This is a genomic window from Kitasatospora sp. NPDC056181 (assembly GCF_042266225.1).
Taxonomy (GTDB): Bacteria; Actinomycetota; Actinomycetes; order Streptomycetales; family Streptomycetaceae; genus Kitasatospora.
Map to the genome: position 1 here is coordinate 1 of NZ_JBHJUK010000148.1, position 20,452 is coordinate 20,452.

General features: G+C 74.6%; 20 protein-coding genes. 14 read left to right on the top strand and 6 right to left on the bottom strand.

Features of this window, described 5'->3' with window-relative positions; genetic code table 11:
• The first annotated feature begins 271 nt into the window (after nucleotides 1-271).
• The 4 genes from ACFC1F_RS35910 to ACFC1F_RS35925 all read left to right on the top strand — a co-directional run bounded on the left by ACFC1F_RS35910 (nucleotide 272) and on the right by ACFC1F_RS35925 (nucleotide 4,879).
• Nucleotides 272-1,342 carry a BTAD domain-containing putative transcriptional regulator gene (locus tag ACFC1F_RS35910; RefSeq protein WP_376164879.1) on the top strand — a complete coding sequence of 357 codons (1,071 nt, stop codon included), beginning with the start codon at nucleotides 272-274 and terminating at the stop codon, nucleotides 1,340-1,342.
• 59 nt (nucleotides 1,343-1,401) lie between these two features.
• Nucleotides 1,402-2,052: a ScbR family autoregulator-binding transcription factor gene (locus tag ACFC1F_RS35915; RefSeq protein WP_376164839.1), complete on the top strand. Its 651-nt coding sequence runs from the start codon at nucleotides 1,402-1,404 to the stop codon at nucleotides 2,050-2,052.
• A gap of 108 nt (nucleotides 2,053-2,160) precedes the next feature.
• Nucleotides 2,161-4,239 (top strand): NAD-dependent DNA ligase LigA, encoded by a 2,079-nt coding sequence (ligA, locus tag ACFC1F_RS35920; protein ID WP_376164841.1) that lies wholly within the window; start codon nucleotides 2,161-2,163, stop codon nucleotides 4,237-4,239.
• A gap of 193 nt (nucleotides 4,240-4,432) precedes the next feature.
• On the top strand, nucleotides 4,433-4,879 hold the full coding sequence (locus ACFC1F_RS35925; protein WP_376164843.1) for a hypothetical protein: 447 nt from the start codon (nucleotides 4,433-4,435) through the stop codon (nucleotides 4,877-4,879).
• 114 nt (nucleotides 4,880-4,993) lie between these two features.
• On the opposite strand, the gene ACFC1F_RS35930 is transcribed toward ACFC1F_RS35925, so the two are convergent.
• Nucleotides 4,994-5,653, bottom strand: coding sequence for an HAD-IA family hydrolase (locus ACFC1F_RS35930; RefSeq protein ID WP_376164845.1), 660 nt, complete (start codon nucleotides 5,651-5,653; stop codon nucleotides 4,994-4,996).
• A 271-nt stretch (nucleotides 5,654-5,924) separates the two neighbouring features.
• Here ACFC1F_RS35930 and ACFC1F_RS35935 point away from each other — a divergent pair, with 271 nt between their 5' ends.
• The 5 genes from ACFC1F_RS35935 to ACFC1F_RS35955 all read left to right on the top strand — a co-directional run bounded on the left by ACFC1F_RS35935 (nucleotide 5,925) and on the right by ACFC1F_RS35955 (nucleotide 10,430).
• On the top strand, nucleotides 5,925-6,725 hold the full coding sequence (locus ACFC1F_RS35935) for a putative protein N(5)-glutamine methyltransferase (protein WP_376164847.1): 801 nt from the start codon (nucleotides 5,925-5,927) through the stop codon (nucleotides 6,723-6,725).
• A 160-nt stretch (nucleotides 6,726-6,885) separates the two neighbouring features.
• The gene (locus ACFC1F_RS35940) at nucleotides 6,886-7,725 is read left to right on the top strand and encodes a GNAT family N-acetyltransferase (protein ID WP_376164849.1); all 840 of its coding nucleotides are present in this window, start codon (nucleotides 6,886-6,888) and stop codon (nucleotides 7,723-7,725) included.
• 202 nt (nucleotides 7,726-7,927) lie between these two features.
• The gene (locus tag ACFC1F_RS35945) at nucleotides 7,928-8,788 is read left to right on the top strand and encodes an NmrA family transcriptional regulator (RefSeq protein WP_376164851.1); all 861 of its coding nucleotides are present in this window, start codon (nucleotides 7,928-7,930) and stop codon (nucleotides 8,786-8,788) included.
• 153 nt (nucleotides 8,789-8,941) lie between these two features.
• Nucleotides 8,942-9,538 (top strand): DUF1772 domain-containing protein, encoded by a 597-nt coding sequence (locus ACFC1F_RS35950; protein ID WP_376164854.1) that lies wholly within the window; start codon nucleotides 8,942-8,944, stop codon nucleotides 9,536-9,538.
• A 460-nt stretch (nucleotides 9,539-9,998) separates the two neighbouring features.
• Nucleotides 9,999-10,430 (top strand): hypothetical protein, encoded by a 432-nt coding sequence (locus tag ACFC1F_RS35955; protein ID WP_376164856.1) that lies wholly within the window; start codon nucleotides 9,999-10,001, stop codon nucleotides 10,428-10,430.
• Nucleotides 10,431-10,583: 153 nt separating this feature from the next.
• On the opposite strand, the gene ACFC1F_RS35960 is transcribed toward ACFC1F_RS35955, so the two are convergent.
• Nucleotides 10,584-11,564: a LysR family transcriptional regulator gene (locus tag ACFC1F_RS35960; protein ID WP_376164859.1), complete on the bottom strand. Its 981-nt coding sequence runs from the start codon at nucleotides 11,562-11,564 to the stop codon at nucleotides 10,584-10,586.
• 107 nt (nucleotides 11,565-11,671) lie between these two features.
• Here ACFC1F_RS35960 and ACFC1F_RS35965 point away from each other — a divergent pair, with 107 nt between their 5' ends.
• From ACFC1F_RS35965 to ACFC1F_RS35975, 3 genes are all read left to right on the top strand, one after another.
• A complete protein-coding gene (locus tag ACFC1F_RS35965; protein ID WP_376164861.1) occupies nucleotides 11,672-12,565 on the top strand; it encodes an NAD(P)H-binding protein in 894 nt (297 codons plus the stop codon).
• Between the two features lie 141 nt (nucleotides 12,566-12,706).
• Nucleotides 12,707-13,072, top strand: coding sequence for a darcynin family protein (locus ACFC1F_RS35970; protein ID WP_376164863.1), 366 nt, complete (start codon nucleotides 12,707-12,709; stop codon nucleotides 13,070-13,072).
• A 148-nt stretch (nucleotides 13,073-13,220) separates the two neighbouring features.
• Nucleotides 13,221-13,664, top strand: coding sequence for a hypothetical protein (locus ACFC1F_RS35975; protein WP_376164865.1), 444 nt, complete (start codon nucleotides 13,221-13,223; stop codon nucleotides 13,662-13,664).
• A 164-nt stretch (nucleotides 13,665-13,828) separates the two neighbouring features.
• Here the strand turns inward: ACFC1F_RS35975 and ACFC1F_RS35980 are convergent, their stop codons facing one another.
• Nucleotides 13,829-14,329 carry a DUF1772 domain-containing protein gene (locus ACFC1F_RS35980; RefSeq protein WP_209416010.1) on the bottom strand — a complete coding sequence of 167 codons (501 nt, stop codon included), beginning with the start codon at nucleotides 14,327-14,329 and terminating at the stop codon, nucleotides 13,829-13,831.
• Nucleotides 14,330-14,528: 199 nt separating this feature from the next.
• On the opposite strand from ACFC1F_RS35980, the gene ACFC1F_RS35985 reads away from it, so the two are divergent.
• Nucleotides 14,529-15,539, top strand: a complete 1,011-nt coding sequence (locus ACFC1F_RS35985) for an AraC family transcriptional regulator (RefSeq protein WP_376164868.1) — start codon at nucleotides 14,529-14,531, stop codon at nucleotides 15,537-15,539.
• Between the two features lie 261 nt (nucleotides 15,540-15,800).
• Here ACFC1F_RS35985 and ACFC1F_RS35990 read toward each other — a convergent pair whose 3' ends face one another.
• Entirely contained in the window at nucleotides 15,801-16,649 is an 849-nt protein-coding gene (locus ACFC1F_RS35990) for a hypothetical protein (RefSeq protein WP_376164870.1), read from the bottom strand.
• Between the two features lie 460 nt (nucleotides 16,650-17,109).
• Nucleotides 17,110-19,386, bottom strand: a complete 2,277-nt coding sequence (locus ACFC1F_RS35995; protein WP_376164872.1) for an MMPL family transporter — start codon at nucleotides 19,384-19,386, stop codon at nucleotides 17,110-17,112.
• Between the two features lie 134 nt (nucleotides 19,387-19,520).
• Between ACFC1F_RS35995 and ACFC1F_RS36000 the strand changes: the two genes are divergently transcribed.
• Nucleotides 19,521-20,243 carry a TetR/AcrR family transcriptional regulator gene (locus ACFC1F_RS36000; RefSeq protein WP_376164875.1) on the top strand — a complete coding sequence of 241 codons (723 nt, stop codon included), beginning with the start codon at nucleotides 19,521-19,523 and terminating at the stop codon, nucleotides 20,241-20,243.
• A gap of 23 nt (nucleotides 20,244-20,266) precedes the next feature.
• Here the strand turns inward: ACFC1F_RS36000 and ACFC1F_RS36005 are convergent.
• Nucleotides 20,267-20,452 (bottom strand): hypothetical protein (locus ACFC1F_RS36005; protein WP_376164877.1); only part of this gene is annotated, 186 nt, incomplete at its 5' end.

The window sequence follows — 20,452 nt, forward strand, 5'->3', positions numbered from 1 at the left end:
GCCGAGGGGGCCGAGGGCGGCGGGGCGGGCGTCGGGGGGTGACGGCCGGGCGGTTCCCGGGGATTCGGCAGTCGAGCGCGGCCCGTCTCGGGTCGTCGCGGACTGCCGTTTTCGTCTCCGTCCGACCGGCTGCAAGAAGATGCAGCGCGTCCGGTTTTCCATTGACAAACCGCTCGTCCCGTTTTTGGATGATCGCGTAGTCGAGCGGTGGGCCGAGCGCGGGTCGTCAGGGGCCCGCGCCGTCGAAGGCAGGCGGGACGGGGTGGTGGGCGTGGAGATCCGGGTGCTGGGGGCGCTGGAGGTCCGGGTGTGCGGGGTGTCGGTGGTGCCGTCGGCACCCAAACCCCGCCAGGTGCTGGCCCTGTTGGCCCTGAACGCCGATCAGGTGGTCCCCGCGGCCGTCCTGGCGGAGGAGCTCTGGGCGGGCCGCCCGCCCCGAACCGCGCGGACCACGGTGCAGACCTATGTGCTCCACCTGCGGGACCGCATCGCCGCCGCCCTCGGTGCGGCCGCCGTCGGGGGAGGGGCCGGTGGAGCCGAGCGGCCCGCCGGCCGACCGGCGGGAGGCGGGCCGGCCGGAAGTGACGCGGCTGGAACTGAACCGGCCGAAAGCGAATCGGCCGGAGGTGAATCGGTCGGAAGCGAACCGGCCGGAATTGAACCCGCCAAGGCTGTTCTGGAGACGGTGGCGGGAGGTTACCGGTTGAATACCGGTGGGTGCACGGTGGATGTGCGGGAGTTCGAACGGCTCGCCGGGGCAGGCCACCGCGCCATGGAGGAAGGGGACGTTCCTTTGGCCGCACGGCAGTTGGCGAGCGCCCTGGCGCTCTGGCGCGGCGCGGCGGTGGCCGACGTCCCGGCCGGGCCGCACCTGGGCGTCGAACTGCGCCGGCTGGAGGAGACCCGCCTCTGCGCGCTGGACCAGCGGATCGACGCCGATCTCCGGCTGGGTCGGCACCGCGTGCTGCTGGCGGAGCTGACGGTGCTGGTCGAGCGGTACCGCACCCACGAAAGCCTGCACCGCCAGCTCATGCTCGCCCTGCACCGTTCGGGCCGTCGGGGCGAGGCGCTGGAGGTGTACCACCGCCTCCGGGGCACTCTGGTCGGGGAGTTGGGGATCGAGCCGTCGGCGGAGTTGCGGCTCCTGCAGCGGGAGATCCTGCTGGCGCCCCTGGAGGAGCGGCCGGAAGTCGGGCAGCCGGCGACGGAGCGACCGGCGGCGGGCCGTTCGCGGACCGGCCGTCCAGGGACCGGGCAGCTCCCGGCCGGTTGGCCGGCGACGGAGCCGTCGGCGCCGGAACGACCGGCGGTGGGTGCGGGGCGGTTCCTGCGCACGGGGTAGCCGCACGGGCGGGCGGGTAGCAGAGGCGGACGCGAACGCGCCGCCGGGGATGAGGAGTTGTGGGCCGGTTGGGACAGGAGAGGTCGGAGCGGACACGCGGGCGGCTGGTCCGGGAGGGAGCGGTGCGGTTCGACCGGTCCGGCTACGCGGGGGCGACGCTCGCGGAGATCGCGTCCGCGGCCGGGGTGACGAAGGGCGCGCTGTACTTCCACTTCACCTCCAAGGAGGAGCTGGCACGGGCGGTGGTGGCCCACGCCGAGCGGGCGCTGCGCGGCGCCCTCGGCATGCTGCGGGCCGGTTCCTCGCCGCTCCAGGCGCTGATCGACGCGGGGTACTGGCTGGTCGCGGCGCTGCACACGGACCCGGTGGTCCGGGCGGCGTTCCGGCTCGGCCACGAGGACGGCGCCTGGCAGGGCGAGGGCGAACCGGTGGCCGGCGTGCGCGGTATCCAGGGGGTCTGGGCGGGAGGCGTCCGGGAGCTGCTGGCGGGCGCGCGGCGGGCGGGGGAGCTGCGCGGGCGCTCGGGCGGCACGGGCCCGGAGTCCCTGGTGGTCGCCGCGGCCTGCGGCCTGGAGGTGCTGGGCGTGGCCACCCGTGACCGGGCCGACCTGCACCGCCGGATGGAGGCGCTCTGGGAGTGGCTGCTGCCCTCCCTGGTGCCCCCGGGCGCGGTCGGCTCCTACCGTACGGCGGCCCCGCCCGCCCTCTGACCAGCGGTGACGCGGACGCGCCCGGGCGGCCGCCCGGCCGGCGCCCGGTGGTCGTCCAGGACCGGCTCACGACCGTCGATGTCAGTGGTCGGCGCGATGATGGGCGGTATGAAGGACGCAGCCACCATGGCCTCTCCCGCTGCCCTGGCGTCTCCGGACGCCTACGCCGACGCCGTCGCCACGGCCGTACGGGCCGCCGCCGCGTACTACGCCGACGGCTCCACCCCGCTCGGCGACGACGAGTACGACGCCCTGGTGCGCGCCATCGAGGCGTACGAGGCCGAGCACCCGCAGCAGGTGCTGCCCGACTCTCCGACCGGCAAGGTCGCCGGCGGCGCGGTGGTGGGCGACGTCCCGCACTCGGTGCCGATGCTCTCGCTCGACAACGTCTTCTCCGCGGAGGAGCTGGAGTCCTGGGCGGCCGGACTGGAGCGGCGGCTGGGCCGGCCGGTCGCCGCCTGGTGCGTGGAGCCCAAGCTCGACGGCCTCGCCGTCGCCGCCCGCTACCGGGCGGGCCGCCTGACCCAGGTGCTGACCCGCGGCGACGGCCTCGCCGGGGAGGACATCACCCACGCCGCCGACGCCGTCCTCGGCCTGCCCGGCCGGCTCACCGAGCCGGTCGACATCGAGCTGCGCGGCGAGGTGCTGCTCACCCAGGAGCAGTTCGAGCACGCCAACGCCGTCCGCACCGAGCACGGCGCCGCCCCCTTCGCCCATCCGCGCAGCGGTGCCGCTGGCACCCTGCGGGCCAAGGACCGGCCGTACCGGATCGAGCTGACCTTCTTCGCCTACGGAGCGGTCGGCCTGCCCGGGCTCGACCACGGCGAGCTGCTGGGCCGCCTGGCCGTGCTCGGTGCCAACACCGCGGCCAGTACCGCCGCCGACCCGCGGCGCTGCACCACGCTGGACGACGTCCGCCGGCGGATCGACGCGATCGCCGCCCTGCGCGACGCGCTGCCGTTCGGCATCGACGGCGTGGTGGTGAAGGCGGACGCCGTCGCCGACCAGGAGGAGGCAGGCTCCGGCTCGCGCGCCCCGCGCTGGGCGGTCGCCCGCAAGCTCCAGGCCCAGCACAAGGTCACCCGGCTGCTCGGCGTCGAGTGGAACGTCGGCCGGACGGGAATCATCGCCCCCCGCGCGGTCCTTGAGCCGGTGGTCATCGACGGCGTCACCGTCACCTACGCCACCCTGCACAACCCGGCCGACATCGAGCGCCGCGGCCTGATGATCGGCGACCAGGTGTTCGTCTACCGCGCGGGCGACGTCATCCCGCGCGTGGAGGCGCCGTTGGTGGACGAGCGGACGGGTGCCGAGCAGCCGATCGCGTTCCCGCAGGCCTGCCCGCGCTGCGGCGACGCCATCGACACCTCCGAGCAGCGGTGGCGCTGCGTGCGCGGCCGCGGCTGCCAGGCCGTCGCCTCGATCGTCTACGCGGCCGGGCGCGACCAGTTGGACATCGAGGGGCTCGGCGGCACCCGCGCCGTCCAGCTGGTGGAGGCCGGGCTGGTCGCCGACCTCGCCGACCTGTTCACCCTCACCCGGGAGCAGCTGCTCACCCTGGACCGGATGGGGGACACCAGTGCCGACAACCTGCTTGCCGCGATCGGGACGGCCCGTTCCCAGCCGCTGAACCGGGTCTTCTGCGCGCTCGGCATCCGCGGCACCGGGCGGACGATGTCCCGCAGGCTCGCGGCGCACTTCGGCAGCATGGCCGCGATCCGGGCCGCCGACGCCGAGGCGCTGGCCGGGGTGGACGGCATCGGGGTGGAGAAGGCGGCCGTCATCGTCGCCGAACTCGCGGACGTCTCGGATCTGTTGGACCGGCTGGCGGCCCAGGGCGTCGGCACCGCCGTCACCGCGCCGGCCGCTGCCGTGAGCGTCTCGGGCACCGTCACCGCCGAGGGGTCCGGCGCGGAGCAGGAGGCCGGGGCGCCGGCACCACTGGCGGGCCAGAGCGTCGTCGTCACCGGCGCGATGACCGGACCGCTGGCCGAGCTGTCCCGCAACGCGGTGAACGAGCTGATCGAGCGCGCCGGAGGCAAGGCCTCCTCGTCCGTCTCGAAGCGGACCACACTGCTGGTCGCCGGCGAGAAGGCCGGCTCCAAGCGGGCCAAGGCCGAGGAGCTCGGCATCCGGATCGTCACCCCGGACGAGTTCGCCGACCTGGTCGCCGACCACCTGGCCTGACGCCTCCGCGACGGCATCGCACCCGGCCGACCGGCCTGCCCGACCACGGCCGGCCCGACCGCTGCCGGTCGGGCACCTGACCCGGGGCCCGTTCGCGGATCGGTCAGGGCCGACACGGGATTGCCGGCCCGGGCTGTCCCTGCTGAGGTGTCCGTCGAACGCGTACAGGGTCGAACACGGACAGGAGGGACAGGTGGGGGGAGCGATGGTGGGGCAGGCCTGGCAGGCGGCGCTGGCGCGGCTCTGTGCGGTCGCACTCCCGGAGGACGAGTCAGCCGACTTGCCGGACGAGGTCTTCGACGCCGTGGACGACCTCATCGAGGCGTACGGCGCGGACGACATCGCCGAGATCGTGGCCCGGGCCGTGCACGTGGGGCAGGCCACCGTCGGACAGGCGATCACCCTCCTGAACGTCGCGGCGTGGTCCGGGACGGACAACGGGGCTTCGATGAAGCTCACCCTGGACGACTGGGTGCGGCGGGCGGACGACACCGTCCGGCTGTCGATGGCCCTCCACCACGAGGTGTACCTCCTCCCCACCGCGGCCGAGATGACGGCCGTCCTCACGGACGTCGCGGCCCGGTTCCCGGAGCACCGCGCCATCTGCGAGGACCGCATCGCGGGCCGCCGAGGTGACTGACCCCGGCGGCCCGGACACCGAGGGGGATCCCGGTAGGGCGACCGGGGTCACCGGAGCCACCGGGGCGACCGGAGCCACCGGGGCGACCCGGGCCACCGGAGTCGGCGGGTGGCCTCAGAGCGGGTCGGGCGTGGGTGCGGGGTCGAGGAGCGGCCCGAGCGCCCGTTGCAGGTCGGCCGGCTCGCGGTAGAGCAGCCCGGTCATGCCGAGGCGGCGGGCGGCCTCGACGTTCTCGGGCCGGTCGTCGACGAAGAGGCACCGGCCGGGGGAGACCCGGGCCTGGTCCGCGGCGAAACGGTAGATCCGCGGATCGGGCTTGGCCGCGCCGACGCGGGCGCTGTTGACCACGCCGTCGGCGAGCCCGGCGAGCCCCAGCGCGGCCAGGTCCTCGTCCAGCCACACCGTGGCGTTGCTGACGAGCAGGACGGTGCAGCGCTGCCGGGCCCGGCGCAGCAGGTCGACGACGGCGGCGTCCGCGCGGGCCGGCACCCGGGTGAAGGCGGTGGCCAGTTCGGCGGCCGGGCCCGCCGGGACGCCGTCGGCGCGCAGACGCCCGGCGATGGCCTGGGCCCACTGCTCGCGGGTGAGTGCCCCGAGCACCAGCTGCTCTGCGATCCCGGGGCCGAAGGCCGCCTGCGCGGCTCCGCCCTCGGGCAGTCCCGCCGCGTGTTCGAGGAGGGCGATCCCGCGGTGGTCGAAGAAACGGATCACCCCGTCGATGTCGCACAACACGGCGTCGAAGGGCGGCTTGCCAGGGTCTGCGGAGGTCGTCATCGCCCTTGGATACCACTCCGCACCGGTCCGCCGGGGTGAATCCGGCAGACGCACGGGCGGGCGGCGAGGGTGCGATAGGGTGGCGGCGCCGAATGTAACCACGGACTCGGGGAGGTGAGACCCATTACCGGTGTGTCGGAGCGGGTGCTCCCCGGAAACGGCCGTGATGGCGTGGTGCCGCAGTTCTAGTGGTGCCGCTCAGGCGCGGTGACGGTTTTTCGGGAAGCCCCGGCGGATTTCTTCTTCTGCCTGTTCTTTGAGGGGTTTCTCCTTGTCGGTTTTCTCTTCTGCACTGCTGCGTTCGTCCGTGGCCACCCGTCTGCGTGCCGCCGGGTGCGTGTTCGCCGAGGACGAGGCGCGCATCCTGCTGGACGCCGCGGCCACGCCCGCGGACCTGGCCGTGATGGTCCGCTCCCGGGCCGCCGGCCGCCCGCTGGAGCACGTGGTCGGCTGGGCGGAGTTCGGCGGCCTGCGGGTGGCGGTGGACCCGGGTGTGTTCGTGCCCCGGCGTCGAAGCGAGTTCCTGGTCGAGACAGCCGCCGGGCTGACGCCCGAGGGCGCGCTCGTGGTCGACCTCTGCTGCGGCAGCGGCGCCCTGGCCGCCGCCCTGGCGGCTTCGGTCGGCCGGCCGGTCGAGGTGTACGCGGCGGACGTCGACGAAGCCGCGGTCGGCTGCGCCCGCCGGAACCTGGCCGGCGTCGGCGGCCGGGTGTTCCGGGGCGATCTCTTCGAGCCGCTGCCCGGCGCCCTGCGCGGCCGGGTGGACGTGCTGCTGGCGAACGTCCCGTACGTGCCCACCGCCGACATCGAACTGCTGCCCGCGGAGGCCCGGGTGCACGAGGCGCGCCCGGCCCTGGACGGCGGTGCGGACGGCCTGGACGTGCTGCGCCGGGTGGCCGGGGAGGCCCCGCAGTGGCTGGCCCCGGGCGGCTCGCTGCTCTTCGAGACCAGCGAGCGTCAGGCCCCCGCGGCCCTCGCCGTCGTCGGCTCGGCGGGGCTGGACGCCGCCCTCTCCTGGTGCGAGGACCTCGACGCGACCGTGGTGACCGCCACCCGCCGCCGAGGCCGCTGACCCCTCTGAGCGGCGGCTGCGTCCGGGGCGCCGACTCGTCCGGGTCGCCGAGTCGCCCGGGCCCGTCTCGGCGGGCCCGGGCCCCTCGGCGGCTCCGGACCTCCCGTCACCTGCGGAATTCCGATTGCCCCGTAGGCCCCCGGGGTGGTGAAGTGCACGCATGGAAACTGATCATGACAAGCTGCTCGCCCTCCTCGACGCCCGGATGCGCCGCGGCGCGCAGTCGGAGAGCGTCTCCGCCCGGATCGAGCACACCCCGCACGTCGTGCGCCAGAGCGGTTCCGACAAGGTCTGGAACGGCATCCTCTGGTCGGACCTCGAATCCGGGACGGCCGATGCCGTGATCGCCGAGCAGATCCGCCACTACGCCGGGCTCGGCCAGGACTTCGAGTGGACGCTCTACGCCCACGACCGCCCCGCCGACCTCGGCGGCCGCCTGGTCGCCGCGGGATTCACCCCGGAGGAGAGCGAGACCCTGCTGGTCGCCTCCGTCGCCGACCTCGTCCGCCGGACGTCGGAGACGGACGCGCCGGCCGGGATCGAGCTGCGCGAGGTGACCGACGAGGCCGGCGTGGCACAGGTCGTCGCCGTCCACGAGCAGGCCTTCGGCACCGACGGCACCCGGTTGGGCCGGCGGATCTCGGCCCAGCTCCAGGAGAGCCCGGAGACCTTCCGCGTCCACCTCGCCGTCGCCCACCACGACGGCCGCGAGATCCCGGTGAGCTCGGCCCGGCTGGAGCTGTACCCCGGGACCGGCTTCGCCGGCCTCTGGGGCGGCGGCACCCTCGCCGAGTGGCGGGGGCGCGGCGTCTACCGGGCGCTGGTCTCCCACCGGGCGCGGATCGCGGCCGAACTCGGCTACGAGTACCTCCGCGTCGACGCCTCCGACCAGAGCCGGCCGATTCTCGAACGCCTGGGCTTCGCCGCCCTGACCACCATGACCCCGTACCAGTACCAGTACCAGTACCAGGCCCAGGCTCAGGCCCGGTCCCGGCCCTGACCGGGGGGATGCCGCGACGGGCCCTCCTCCGCGCCCGCCCGGTCCGGAGGCCGCGGGTGGAGGGGCGCTCAAGGCCCGCTCGACGGCGCTTGGCCCGCGCACCCGGGCGTGGTTGGCTCGCCGGAGCCACGTAGACGCGTGCGTATGGAGCTGAGCCCGGCGGCTATGGTCCGCACGCCCGGACTGGAATTGACTGGTTGCCATGACGGACAACACGCAGAACACGCAACAGCAGCACTCCGACCCCCGCACTGCCGGCCCCCTCGTCCTGGTGACCGGCGGGACGGGCAAGACCGGCCGTCGCGTGGCCGAGCGCCTGACGGCCTGCGGCCGCGAGGTCCGCATCGCCTCGCGCACCGCCCCCGTGCCGTTCGACTGGAACGACGACAGCACCTGGGCGCCGGCCCTGGAAGGGGTCGGCGCCGCCTACCTCGCCTACTATCCGGACCTCGCCTTCCCGGGGGCGGTCGAGACGGTCGGCGCCTTCTCCCGGCTGGCGGCCAAGGCCGGCGTGGAGCGGCTGGTCCTGCTCTCGGGGCGGGGTGAGGAGGCCGCCCGGGCCGCCGAGGACGCGGTGCGTTCGGCCGGTACGGGCTGGACCGTCGTGCGCTGCGCCTGGTTCAACCAGAACTTCGACGAGGACTTCTTCCTCGACTCCGTCCTGGCAGGGGAGTTGGTGCTGCCCACCGGGGACGCGGCCGAGCCGTTCGTGGACGCGGACGACATCGCGGACGTCGCGGTGGCGGCGCTCACCGGGAGCGGTCACGACGGCCAGGTGTACGAGCTGACCGGGCCGCGTCTGCTCACCTTCGCCGACGCCGCCGCCGAGCTGTCGGCGGCCACCGGGCGGGAGATTCGCTTCACCGCCGTCTCCGTGGAGGAGTACCGTACGGTGCTGTCCGCAGCCGGGCTGCCGGGCGACTTCGTCGACCTCTTCACGCTGATCCTCGACGGCCGCAACGCCCACTTGACGGACGGCGTCCGGCGGGCGCTGGGCCGCGATCCCAGGGACTTCGCCGAGTTCGCCCGTGCGGCGGCCGCCACCGGCGTCTGGGACGCCTGACCCACCCGCGCACGGCCCCCGGGACCTCACAAGGGTCCCGGGGCCGGCGCCGCCCGGCCTGCTCCGCTGCTCCGCTGATCCGCCCGCCCTGCCCCGCCGTTCGCGGCCCGCTCCACCACCTGGTCCGCCGCCCGCCCGACCGAAGGAACCTCGATGAGCCACGACCACACCACCGCACCGGCCTTTCCCGCCTCCGCCCCGAGAACGGCGGCGACCCCGGCGACGCCTGCGACCCCGGCCGCCGCCGGCCGCGGCCGGGCCGCCGGACCGCTCCTCGCGACCGCCACGGTGGCGATGGGTCTGATGGCGGGTCTCTTCTTCGCCTTCGACGTGTCCGTCATGCCGGGCCTGGCCAAGGGCGACGACCGCACGTACGTCACGGCGATGCAGAACATCAACAAGGCGATCGAGAACGGCCTGTTCGGCCTGGTCTTCGTCGGCGCGTTCGCGGTCACCGGCGCCGCCGCCTACTTCCTGTACCGCGCCGGACACCGCACCACCGCGCTCTGGGCCGGCGCCGCCACCCTGCTCTACGTCGCCGCCCTCGTCGTCACGATGGGCGTCAACATCCCGCTCAACAACGAGCTGGCCCAGGCCGGGGACCCGTCGCAGATCGCGGACTTCGCCGCGGTGCGCACCCGGTTCGAGTCCACCTGGGTCGCCACCAACATGCTGCGCACCGCGTTCTGCACGGCGGGCCTCGCCGCGCTGATCCGTGCCCTCCTCCTGCACGCCCGCGCCCAGCGCTGAGGCCCTCCCGGGCGGAAGCCGGGCGGGCGGAAACCGGGCGGCGGCAAGAGGGTGGCAGCCGGGCGGCGACCGGTCCGTCCCGGCGGGCAGTCGGTCGTCCCGGCCGACGCCCGGTCCTCCCGGCCGACGCCCGGTCCTCCCGGCCGACACCCGGTCATCCCGTGCGCGGGTCGCCGGGATCGCGGTGCTCGGCACGGCCCGGGGCCACGGCGCCCACGCCTTCGAGGAGCAGCCCTCGCCGGTCACCCGGTCACCCGGTCACCCGGTCGACGGTCCTCCCGGCGCCGACCGGCGCCAGCGGGACGGGGGTGGGTCGCGCCCCTGCGCGTCGCCGTGCTCCCCCTGCGCCCCCTCGTGCTTTCTGCCAAGTCCACTGGGGTGCCGGTGACTTGGACGGCCGGGGTGGGTTCTAGAATCATGTCGGGCACAGCGACGACCCGGCGAAGGGGCGGCAGCCACCGTGAATCCCGCACTGCGACCGTTCCGTGTGGAGGGCAGGGCGATCCCGCTCGCCAAGTACCTTGCGGAGGAGGAGATCGGCGATCTCGTCGGCTGTTCGTGCATAGGCAACGAGGTGACGATCGACCTGTCGGACACGCACTTCCTGATCGGCCTGGTCGACCTGGGCGGGGGGCTGCGGCTGAACTTCCACATGGCGCACGACGGCCCGGCGCACGCCCGCTCCTGGAGCCGCCGGCTGCCCGCGGAGGCGGGGCCGCGCGAGATCGCCCGGCGGATCGCGCTGGACGTGGCGACCCTCGCCCGCGAGCTGGCGCCGCTGCGCGAGAAGCCCCCCGTGCCGCCGACGCCGCGCACGCCCCTGCCACACACGCCCCCTCCGCGCACGTCGGCGCCTCGTACGCCCCAGCCTCGTACGCCGCGCAAGCCGTGACGCGCACGACGTGACACCCCCGGGCGTGCCCGGGTGCAGGATCAACGCCCCCTCGGGCGTATGGACATTGACGGAGCATCACCCGGCTCGTGCCCCGAACTGCGGCACCGCCGCCGACGGGCGGGCGTTCGTACGGGCCGGGGCGGTGTCGTGCTACCCGGGGGCGGTCGCGTCCGCCACGGTGACCTCGGAAACCGTTGCCGGCGGGCGGAGAGCCCGACGGACGGCGTTGCGGAGCCAGTGATGGGCTCCGTCGGCTGTGTGCCGGGGGTGCCAGGCCATGCCGATGGTCACGGGTGGCAGTGCCAGGGGGATGTCGAGGAGGTGCAGTCCGAGGGCGCCGGCGTCGTGGGTGAGGGGCGAGGGGGCGGCGCCGGGGAGTGCCGCGGGGACGAGGCAGACGACGTCGCTGCGGGCGGCGAGGGTCATCGCGGCCAGGTGGCTGGGGAGGACGACGCCGACCTGCCGGTGGAGGTCCTGCTCGGCCAGGGCGGTGTCGAGGGGACCGGTGAACCGGCCGCGGCGGCTGACCGCGACGTGTTCGGCGGCAGCGAGACGGGCCGGGGTCAGCGGCCCTTCGGTGAGTGGATGGCCGGGCCGGACGGCCGCCATCATGCGCAGGCCGACCAGTTCTTCGACCCGGGTTTCGGGGTCCACGTGGTCGATGGATCCGATCTCCAGGTCGATCCGGCCGTCGCGCAGGGCGGGTCCGGCCTCCAACTCCTCGGCCCGGATGCGGAACGAGACCCCCGGCGCCTCCTGCCGGGCCTGCTGCAGCAGGCCGGGGGCCAGCGCCGAGCCGACCAGGTCGGCGGCCTGGAGGGTGAAGGTGCAACGGAGGCCGGCGGGGTCGACGCTCGCGCCGGGGCTGAGCAGCGCTCCGAGGCCGCGTACCACCGCGGCGGCCTCCTCGCGCAGGGCCTCGGCGCGCGGGGTGGGAACCATGGTCTGTCCGGCCCGGACCAGGAGGGGGTCCTGGAGGATGCGGCGCAGCCGGGCGAGGGTGCGGCTCATCGCGGCGGGTGAGGTGTGCAGGCGTGCGGCGGCGCGGGTCACGCTGTGCTCGGCCAGCAGGGCGTCCAGCGCGATGGCGAGATTGGCGTCGATGACCGGATCCGGGCTGCTCACCAGCATTATTCCATTTCAGTCAATGATTCCGTGCCGATGTTCCCATTGTGGCAGCACGGCGGGCCTCAGCAGGCTGAGGGACGTACCGAACCGGCACGACCTGCGAGGTTTTCATGATCGTCATTACTGCTCCCACCGGGAACATCGGCCGTCACCTGCTCTCCCGGCTCCTGGAGTCCGCCCCCGCCGCGGGCGAGGAACTGCGCGTGATCGTGCGTGATCCCGCCCGGCTTCCGGCCGCGGCGCGCGGACGCGTCGAGGTGGTCACCGGGTCGCACGCGGAGGCCGAGGTCCTCGACCGGGCCTTCGAGGGGGCGGACGCCGTCTTCTGGCTCGTCCCCCCGGACGCCTCCCTGGCTCCGCAGGACGCCTTCAGCGGTTTCACCCGCCCGGCCGTCAAGGCGCTCGCCGCCCACGGCGTCGGCCATGTCGTCGGCGTCTCCGCGCTCGGCCGCGGCACCCCGCTCGCCGGCCAGGCCGGCCTCGTCACCGCCTCCCTCGCCATGGACGACCTCATCGCCGGCACCGGCGTCGCCTACCGGGCCCTGGCCAACCCGTCCTTCTTCGAGAACCTCCTGGAGGAGGCCGACTCGATCCGGGAGAAGGGCGTCTTCACCGACGTCGTCGACGCCGACCGCAAGGCCCCGCTCGTCGCCGTCGCCGACATCGCGACGGCCGCCGCCGGCCTGCTGCTGGACCGCTCGTGGACCGGCAGCGGCAGCGTCCCGGTCCTCGGGCCGCAGGACCTGTCGCCCAACGACCTGGCCCGCATCATGACCGAACAGCTCGGCCGCCCCGTCCGCTACGAGCGCCGGCCGCTCGACGAGCTGTACACCACCCTCGTCGGCCACGGCCTCAACGAGGCGTTCGTTCAGGGCCTCGTCGACATGAAGCGCGCCAAGGACGAGGGCCTCGACGCCGGCATCGCCCGCACCCCGGACACCACCTCGCCCACCAGCTTCGAGCAGTGGTGCGCCCGGACCCTCAAGCCCGCCGTCCTCTCCTGAAGGCCGGCGCCGCACCCGGATCCTGAACCCCAGCACCCGGCGCCGGAAGTCCAGCGCCCAGCTCCTGAGGTCCACTACCCGGCGCCGGAACCACACGGGCCCGGCGAACCAGGACCACCCGCCATTTCGGAGGCACCCCTGATGCCCGCTGAGAAGACCGGACCGCCGGTCACCGCGTTCATGCTGGTCAAGACCACACCCGAGTGGCTCGCCCTGACCGTCCAGGAACGCGTGGACGCCTTCACCACCCAGGTCCTGCCGACCATCGAGGCCAGGACCACCGGCGTCCGGTCACGCTTCTACGACACGGAGTTCTACTCCGCGCGCGTCACCGACGTCTGGGTGTGGGAAGCCGAAGACCACCACGCCTACCAGCTCCTCGTCGACGCACTGCGCGAAACCCCCTTCTGGGACCGCTATTTCGAGGTCGTCGACCTCCTCGTCGGCACCGAGAACGGCTACGCCCGGACCTACGGCCTCGAAGCCGTCGCCACCATCAGCACCTGACACACCGCTCACCCGCTCACCCGCTCACCCGGGCCGGTGCCCTCCGGCGGCTTCGGCCGACCGGAGGGCAGGGCACCCGGCCCGGGCGGCCCGGAACGTCACGACCCGACGACTGACCCACAACCTCGCGGGCCCTAACCTGTGGTCCGTGTACCAGCCCCAGCCCCGGAGGCGCGACCGGCGCCCGTCCCGCCGTGTGCCGCCGGAGGCGGTGCGACGCCGGGCGTCTCCGCTCACGGCCGCCGGCGCCGACGTGGTCCTGGTCGGCTACTTCTCCGCGAAGCAGAAGGACTTCGAGGCGGTCATGGCGTCGGCAGTCGCGGAACTGGCAGCGCGCGGCGCTCGGGTCGTCGTGCAGATCGTGCAGCGACGGGGCGTCTCGGACGGTGGGGCCCGGAAGATGGGGCTGCCCTACTCCTCGCGGACTCTGCTGAGTCACGGAAAGGTCCGTGAGGTGGCGTTGGCCTGCGACCGGGCCGAGGCGGACGCGGTGATCTTCGTCGCCTCCCTGACCGGGCGTCAGCAGCGCGCGCTGACAGCCATGCTCGGCCGCCCCGCGGTCGGCCTCGCCGACATCCTCGCCGCCGGCTGACCGCGCAGTCGCGGCGAGCCCGTGGGAGGGGCCCGCGGACCCGCGAACCGGCCCGGCTGGCTTACGTGCTCCGGCCTTGGCTGAAACCGGCCGACACCGGCCGACACCGGCCGACACCGATCGGCGCTGACCGGTGCTGACCGGCGCCGACCGGCCGGGCGGGCTCAGCCCGTCGCGTTGCCGTGCAGCACCAGCGCCCAGCACAGGCACCCGAGCGCCGCCGTGCAGAGCAGGGCCCGCGCCACGTTCCACCGCACCCACCGCGCCTCGAACCGGCCACGCACCGCCCCCGGCTCCGCGATCCGCCCGGGCTCGCCGGCGGCGGCCAGGGCGTCGTTCAGCGGAATGTTGATCACCCGCGTCACCACCAGCGACGCCCCGTAGAAGACCAGCGCCGCCACCGCCGCCGGCAGCACCCGGTGCCCGTCGGCCGGTAGGTGCAACGCCACGGCCGCAGCCGTGGCCACCAGCGCCCCCGCGAAACCCAGCAGGAACCACCCGTTGAGAATGGCCACGTTGATGCGCTGCATCACCTCGATGAACGTCCGGTCCTCCGTCCCGCGCAGGCCCGGCATCACCGAGCACGCGTACGCGTAGAACAACCCCGCGCTCAGTCCGGTGGTGATCGTGGCGGCCACGAGTGCAATCACGCGCGACAGTTCCATCGGGCTCATCCCTCTTTCCGGCCAACGGCGTTGCGGCCGCGGCATCGCTGCCGGCGGTCGTGCTGCGCGCCCGCGTCGTCACCGACACCGGCCGCTCCGCCGATCATCCCCCGTACCGCCGGGCGTAGCCCGCCCGACCACTCAAGACTCTCTCAAATGACGGTCCGTCAATCCATGTTTCAACGTCTAGGCTTACCCCATGGACACTCTCACCGGCCTGCTCGACGGCCCCAAGGCCCGGGGAGCGTTCGTGCTCCGCTCGATCCTCAGCCCGCCGTGGTCCCTGCGGATCGAGGACGGCGCACCGCTGTCGGTGGTCGCCCCGATCCGCGGGGACGCCTGGATCCTCCCGGAGGGCGGCGCCCCGGTGCTGCTGCGCCCCGGCGACGTGGCCATCGTGCGCGGGCCCGAGCCCTACACCGTCGCCGACAGGCCGGACACCCCGGTGCAGGTGGTGATCGGCCCCGGACAGGTCTGCTCGCGCGACGGCGCCGACGTCTCCGCCTCGATGGCCCTCGGCGTCCGCACGTGGGGCGAGGTCCGGCCCGGCGACGACAACTCCTCCGTCCTGCTGTCCGGCACCTACCAGGCGGAGCACGAGATCGGCAGGCGCCTGCTGGACCACCTGCCGACCCTGCTGGTCCGCCCGGCCGGCGAGAACGCCGCCACCACCGAGGACACCCTGGTCCGCCTGCTGGCCGCCGAGACGACCCGCGACGAGCCCGGCCAGGAGCTGGTCCTGGACCGTCTGCTGGATCTCCTCGTCGTCGGCGTGCTGCGCAGCTGGCTCGCCACCCCGGACAGCGGCGCCCCTGCCTGGTACCAGGCCCAGCACGACCAGGTGGTCGGCCCGGTCCTGCGCCTGATGCACGACGACCCGGCCCGCCCGTGGACGGTCGCCGCACTGGCCGCCGAGGTCGGCGTCTCGCGCGCCGGCCTGGCCCGCCGCTTCACCGCGCTGGTCGGCGAGCCGCCGATGGCCTACCTGGCCACCTGGCGCCTGGCGCTCGCCGCCGACCTGCTGCGCGACCCCGGGCACACCGTCGCCTCGGTGGCCCGCCGGGTCGGCTACAGCAACGCCTTCGCCCTCAGTGCGGCCTTCAAGCGGGTTCGCGGCGTCACACCCCAGGAGCACCGCCGGCTGGCCGGGGAGGCACCGCCCGCCGCGCCGCCCCTCACCATGACCACGGTGGTCCTGGCCGCCGGCTGAGAAGGGTCGGGCAATTCATCGACCGCGTGGCGTGGCGCACTGGCGGTGATCTTCACCGTCGAGGTGTCCGCAAGGATCATCGCCATGTGCGGCTGCGCGTGCAAGTCTCCCCGATGACTTCTCGTTGACGGATGTTCAGGGGCGGTGATCGAACCGCTGCCGCCGGTGCGGGAACCGCGCCGGGCCGGCCCTCGGTCGAGGTGCCGGCGACGGGGGCCGGCCGGCCTCCCGGCCTCCCGGCCCCCGCCCCCGGCCGTGTCGTCAGTGGCGGGTGGACCGCCGGCGGCCGGCGTAGACGACCGTGCAGCCGGCGGCGACCAGCACGGTGGCGCCGACCGCCGTGGCGGCCAGGAGGCCGGGGTCGGCTCCGGTGGCGGCCAGTGCCGGGACGGCCGTGGCCTGGCTCGGGGCCGGGCGCGACGAGCCGGCTCCGGCGGGGGAGGACGTCGACGTGGCGGGGGAGGACGTCGACGCGGCGGGGGTGGGGGTCGGCCCGGCCGTGGGGACGCCCGCCGTCGCCGGCGCGGGGGTCGGCGTGACCGTGGGCGGCGCGGCGGAGTTCGTCGGGGCCTGGGTGGTCGGGCTGCCGGTCGGCTCGGGCGGGCAGGCGGTGCCGCCGTTCCATGAGGCGATCAGCACCCCGGAGAACGGCTCGTCCGGGTAGTGCGGCAGGGGGTGGTCCCCGTCGCTTCCGTCGTACTTCTCGCCGACTCCGTACAGCGCCAACTCGCCGAAGCAGTGGGGCAGGTGGCCGCTGACGTCGAGCACGTCGCGGTAGTGCTCGCGGGTGAGCGTCGTGGTCGCCCAGCCGAGGAAGGTCTGCCGGCCGGAGGTGGCCCAGGTCGCGCCCTGCGTCTCGTACGACCCCAGCGAGACGTGGTAGTCGCAGCCGGCGGTGGGCTGGCCGGCCAGCCGGACCTGGACGGTGGCCGACGGCGCTGCGATCGTGGCGCTGTTCGTCCAGTTGGCGCCGCCGTCCACGGAGTACTGGACCGGTGGCCGCCCGCAGGTGGGGGCGGCGTGGGCCGCGGGCGCGGCGAGTACGGCGGCTCCGGCGGTGACGCCGAGGGCAGTGAGCGTCAGCAGGCCGCTTCGGTGGTGTCTGAACACGGGGATTGCTCCAGATGCGTTGGGGCGGAATGAACAGGAGGACAGGAACGGGCAAGGCAGACAGGGAAGGACAGGACAGGGCAGGACAGGGCAGGGCAGGACAGGGCAGGACAGGGCAGGACAGGACAGGAAAGGGCAGGACAGGGCAGGGCAGGGGACGGCAGGGCAGGGGACGGCAGTGGTCGGAAGCCGTGGCCGTGCTGCCCGGAGGCGTCCAGGGGGACGAGGCCGGCGGGCAGCAGGGGGACCAGCGCAGCGGCTCTACGGAGCCGGGCAAGTCGGTCGGCGCCCCGGTTGGGGGCCAGGCCGGTCGGCGACCACCGCACGGGCCTGTTCCAGTTGCTCGTTCAGTGCGGTGGACGGGGAACCCGGCGCGCTCGCCGGGTTCCCCGGCGGGGCGGGGCGGGTCGGGCGGGGCGGGCGCGTTGGCACCACAGCCCGGTGCCGGGGTCGAACGCCTCTATCGGGTGGGCTCGGCCGGCGCGGGCCGGGAGGGGGCGCCACCCCCGGCAGTGGCTCCCACCGCCTCCACCGCGTCCTCTATGTCCTCCGCATCCACGGTGCTCCCCGTGTGTGGGTGGCCCTGGTGCCCGTCGCCCTCGATGTCGATGTGCGGGAGCAGGCGGTCGAGCCGGCCGGGCAGCCACCAGTTGCCGTCGCCGAGCAGGACCATGGTCGAGGGGACCAGCAGGCCGCGGACGACGGTGGCGTCCAGGGCGACGGCGGTGGCCAGGCCGATGCCGAACATCTTGACGACCGGGTCGTCGGAGAGCAGGTAGCTGAGGAACACCGCGACCATGATCAGGGCCGCCGAGCTGATGATCCGTCCGGTGCCGGCGAGACCGGTGACCACGGCCCGCCGGTTGTCGCCCTCCCGCAGGTAGGCCTCGCGTACGGCGCTGAGCAGGAAGACCTCGTAGTCCATGGAGAGGCCGAAGAGCACCGCGAACATCAGCAGCGGTACGTAGCCGGGGATCGGGACGGCGCCCTCCAGGCCGATCAGCCGGGCGCCCCAGCCGTGCTGGAAGACGGCGGTGAGCACGCCGTACGCGGCGGCGACCGAGACCAGGTTCATCACGGCGGCCTTCACCGCGACGACCGGCGAGCGGAAGGCCAGCAGCAGGAGCAGGCCCGCGACGGTCAGGACGAAGCCGACGACGAGCGGCATGCGGTGTGCGATCCGCGCGTTGAGGTCGGCCTGGGCCGCCGGGGTGCCGCCAACGTACACCTGCTGGCCGCTGTCGGCGGTGGCGGCGGGCAGGACGTCGGAGCGGAGCCGGTGCACCAGTCCGGTGGTGGCCGGGTCGGCGGGAGCCGTGGAGGGGGTGACCTGCCAGCGGACGGTGCGTCCGTCGGCGGCCACGGCGGGCGGACCGACGACGGCGACGCCCTCGGCACCGCGCAGCGCGGTGGTGACGGCGGTGAGGCGCGGGTCGCCGGCCCCCGCTGCGGCCGGAACGGAGGTGGGGAGGACGCCGACCACCTGGAGCACGCCGTTGGAGCCCGGGCCGAAGGCCGCGGCCATCCGGTCGTACGCGGTGCGGCTCATGGTGCCGCTCGCCTTGCTGCCGGCGTCGAGCTGGCCGAGGTGGAGGTGGGCCGCGGGGGCGGCGAGGATGCCGAGCAGCGCCAGGCCGGCCAGCAGGAGCGGCCACGGCCTGGCCGCGACCAGGGCCGCGACCCGGCCCCAGCCGCGCGGGCGGCCGGCCGGGGCGGGCGCGGCCGGCTTGGGCGTCAGCCGCGTGCCGAGCAGGACGAGCAGGGCGGGCAGCAGCGTGAGATTCACGCCCAGCGCCGTCACCACGGCGATCGCGGGGGCGAGGGCCAGGGCGTACAGCAGCGGGAGTCCGCCCAGGGCGAGACCGGAGAGTGCGGCGACGACGGCGCTGCCCGCGAACGCGACGGACTTGCCGGAGCCGACGGTGGTGCGCACGGCGGCGTCCTCGATCCCGACGCCCGCGGCGCGCAGCTCGCGGAAGCGGGTGAGCCCGAAGAGGGTGTAGTCGATGCCGACGCCCAGGCCGATCATGGCGGCGATGGTCTCGCCGGCCTCGGGCACGTCCAGCAGGTGGCCGGCCAGGCCGAGGACGGGCAGGGCGATGCCGAGGCCGATCACCCCGGCGAGCAGCGGCAGCCCGGCGGCGACGAGGCTGCCGAAGGTGAGGGTGAGGATCAGCAGGGCGGTGCCGAGGCCGATGGCCTCGCTGCGGCCGGTGCTCCCCTTGTCGACCGCGGCGGCCAGGTAGCCGCCCGGGGTCACCTCGATGCCGGCGGCGGTGGCCGACGCCGCCGCCGCGAGCACGGCGTCGGTCGTTTCGGGCGTGATCTCCCGGCCGGTGACGTCGAGGTCGATCGCGAGGTAGGCGGTGTGGCCGTCGGCGCTCATGGCGCCGGCGCCGGCCGGGTCGTAGGGGGTGGTGACGGCGACCACGTGCGGCACCCGGGCGATGGCGGCGGCGGCGCTGCTCACCGCCGCGGCGGTGTCGGAGGCGGTGAGCGGAGTGGCCGTGGCGGCGGTGTGCAGCAGGACGGGCTGTCTGCCGGACGCGGGGCCGGGGAAGGCGCGGTCGGCGATGTCCCGCGCGGCCTGGCTGTCGCTGCCCGGAATGGAGACGGCCTCGCTGGTGACGCGGCCGAACACCGCGAGCGCCGCGAGTGCGGCGGTGAGGAGGAGCAGCCAGGCCGCGACCACGCGCTTGGGTCTGCGGGCGCACCAGCGCCCGACACCGGTGAACATCTGCGGCGAACCGCCCTTCGTACGGCGGTGGGACGGCGCCGGGCCGGTCCCCACCAAAACTTATTGCACTCAGCGTGCAACGCGTACACTTGCACTCGCGGTGCAAAAATGTCAACGAGAGGGCGGAGGCCCACGTGGAACGGAGCGAAACCGCCGCGCCCGTCACCGACGGACGCACGGAGCGCGGGCGTCAGACCCGCGAGAAGATCGCCGACGCGATGCTGTCGCTGCTCGACGAGAACCAGGCGCACTTCCCCGCCGACAAGGTCGCCGAGCGGGCCGGGGTCTCCCGGCGGCTCGTGTTCCACCACTTCGCGGACATGGCGCAGTTGGCCGAGGTCGCCGTCGGCCGGCGCCTGGAACAGCTGATGGCGCAGGTCCGGCCGCTCCCCACGGAGGGGCCGCGGGACGTCCGGGTCGCGGCCCTCGCGGAGCAGCGCGCCCGGATCCTGGAGGGCCTCACCCCGGCCCGGCTCGCCATCATGCGGCTGGAGAACCCCTCCCCCCGCGTCCATGAGGCGGTCCAGCAGATGCTGGAGTTCGCCCGCCTGCGGCTCGGCCAGATCTTCGCCCTGGAGCTCGACCCGCTGTCCGAGCCCGGCCGGACGGACCTGCTCAACGGCCTGGATGCGGTCACCACCTGGAGCACCTGGCACCACTGGCGCAGCACCGGCCTGAGCCCGGAGCGGGCCCGCCACACCATGGCCGCCACCGTGCACGCCCTCCTCGCCTCCGCCGACCACCAGGTCGACGACCGTCTCGCCGAGGAGGGTCCCGCCGAGGGCCGTCCCGCCGTGGACCGTCCCGCCGAGGACGGTCCGGGCGCCGACCGTCCCGCCGACGCCCCGACCGGCTGAGAGAGTGTCGGGTGGTCATGTGATCACTCGTTCTTGAGGCGTCCTCGGAGGCGGCGGCGGGCTGCTTCGGTCTCGATGGGGCCGCGCGGTTCGAACTCCTCGCCGGCGAGGCGGGCGCTCACCCGGTTCACACCGAGCCGGTCGACACGGAGCCGGTCGGCGCCCGGCAGCAGCGGGATCGGTGCGACGGGCGGGCAGGGCACGACGAA

Bases quoted from the DNA above. Each gene is read 5' to 3' on its own strand.
- ligA (WP_376164841.1), top strand. From the start codon at position 2,161: ATGAAGGACGCAGCCACCATGGCCTCTCCCGCTGCCCTGGCGTCTCCG.
- ACFC1F_RS35930 (WP_376164845.1), bottom strand. From the start codon at position 5,653: ATGACGACCTCCGCAGACCCTGGCAAGCCGCCCTTCGACGCCGTGTTG.
- ACFC1F_RS35940 (WP_376164849.1), top strand. From the start codon at position 6,886: ATGGAAACTGATCATGACAAGCTGCTCGCCCTCCTCGACGCCCGGATG.
- ACFC1F_RS35945 (WP_376164851.1), top strand. From the start codon at position 7,928: ATGACGGACAACACGCAGAACACGCAACAGCAGCACTCCGACCCCCGC.
- ACFC1F_RS35950 (WP_376164854.1), top strand. From the start codon at position 8,942: ATGAGCCACGACCACACCACCGCACCGGCCTTTCCCGCCTCCGCCCCG.
- ACFC1F_RS35960 (WP_376164859.1), bottom strand. From the start codon at position 11,564: ATGCTGGTGAGCAGCCCGGATCCGGTCATCGACGCCAATCTCGCCATC.
- ACFC1F_RS35965 (WP_376164861.1), top strand. From the start codon at position 11,672: ATGATCGTCATTACTGCTCCCACCGGGAACATCGGCCGTCACCTGCTC.
- ACFC1F_RS35970 (WP_376164863.1), top strand. From the start codon at position 12,707: ATGCCCGCTGAGAAGACCGGACCGCCGGTCACCGCGTTCATGCTGGTC.
- ACFC1F_RS35980 (WP_209416010.1), bottom strand. From the start codon at position 14,329: ATGGAACTGTCGCGCGTGATTGCACTCGTGGCCGCCACGATCACCACC.
- ACFC1F_RS35985 (WP_376164868.1), top strand. From the start codon at position 14,529: ATGGACACTCTCACCGGCCTGCTCGACGGCCCCAAGGCCCGGGGAGCG.
- ACFC1F_RS35995 (WP_376164872.1), bottom strand. From the start codon at position 19,386: ATGTTCACCGGTGTCGGGCGCTGGTGCGCCCGCAGACCCAAGCGCGTG.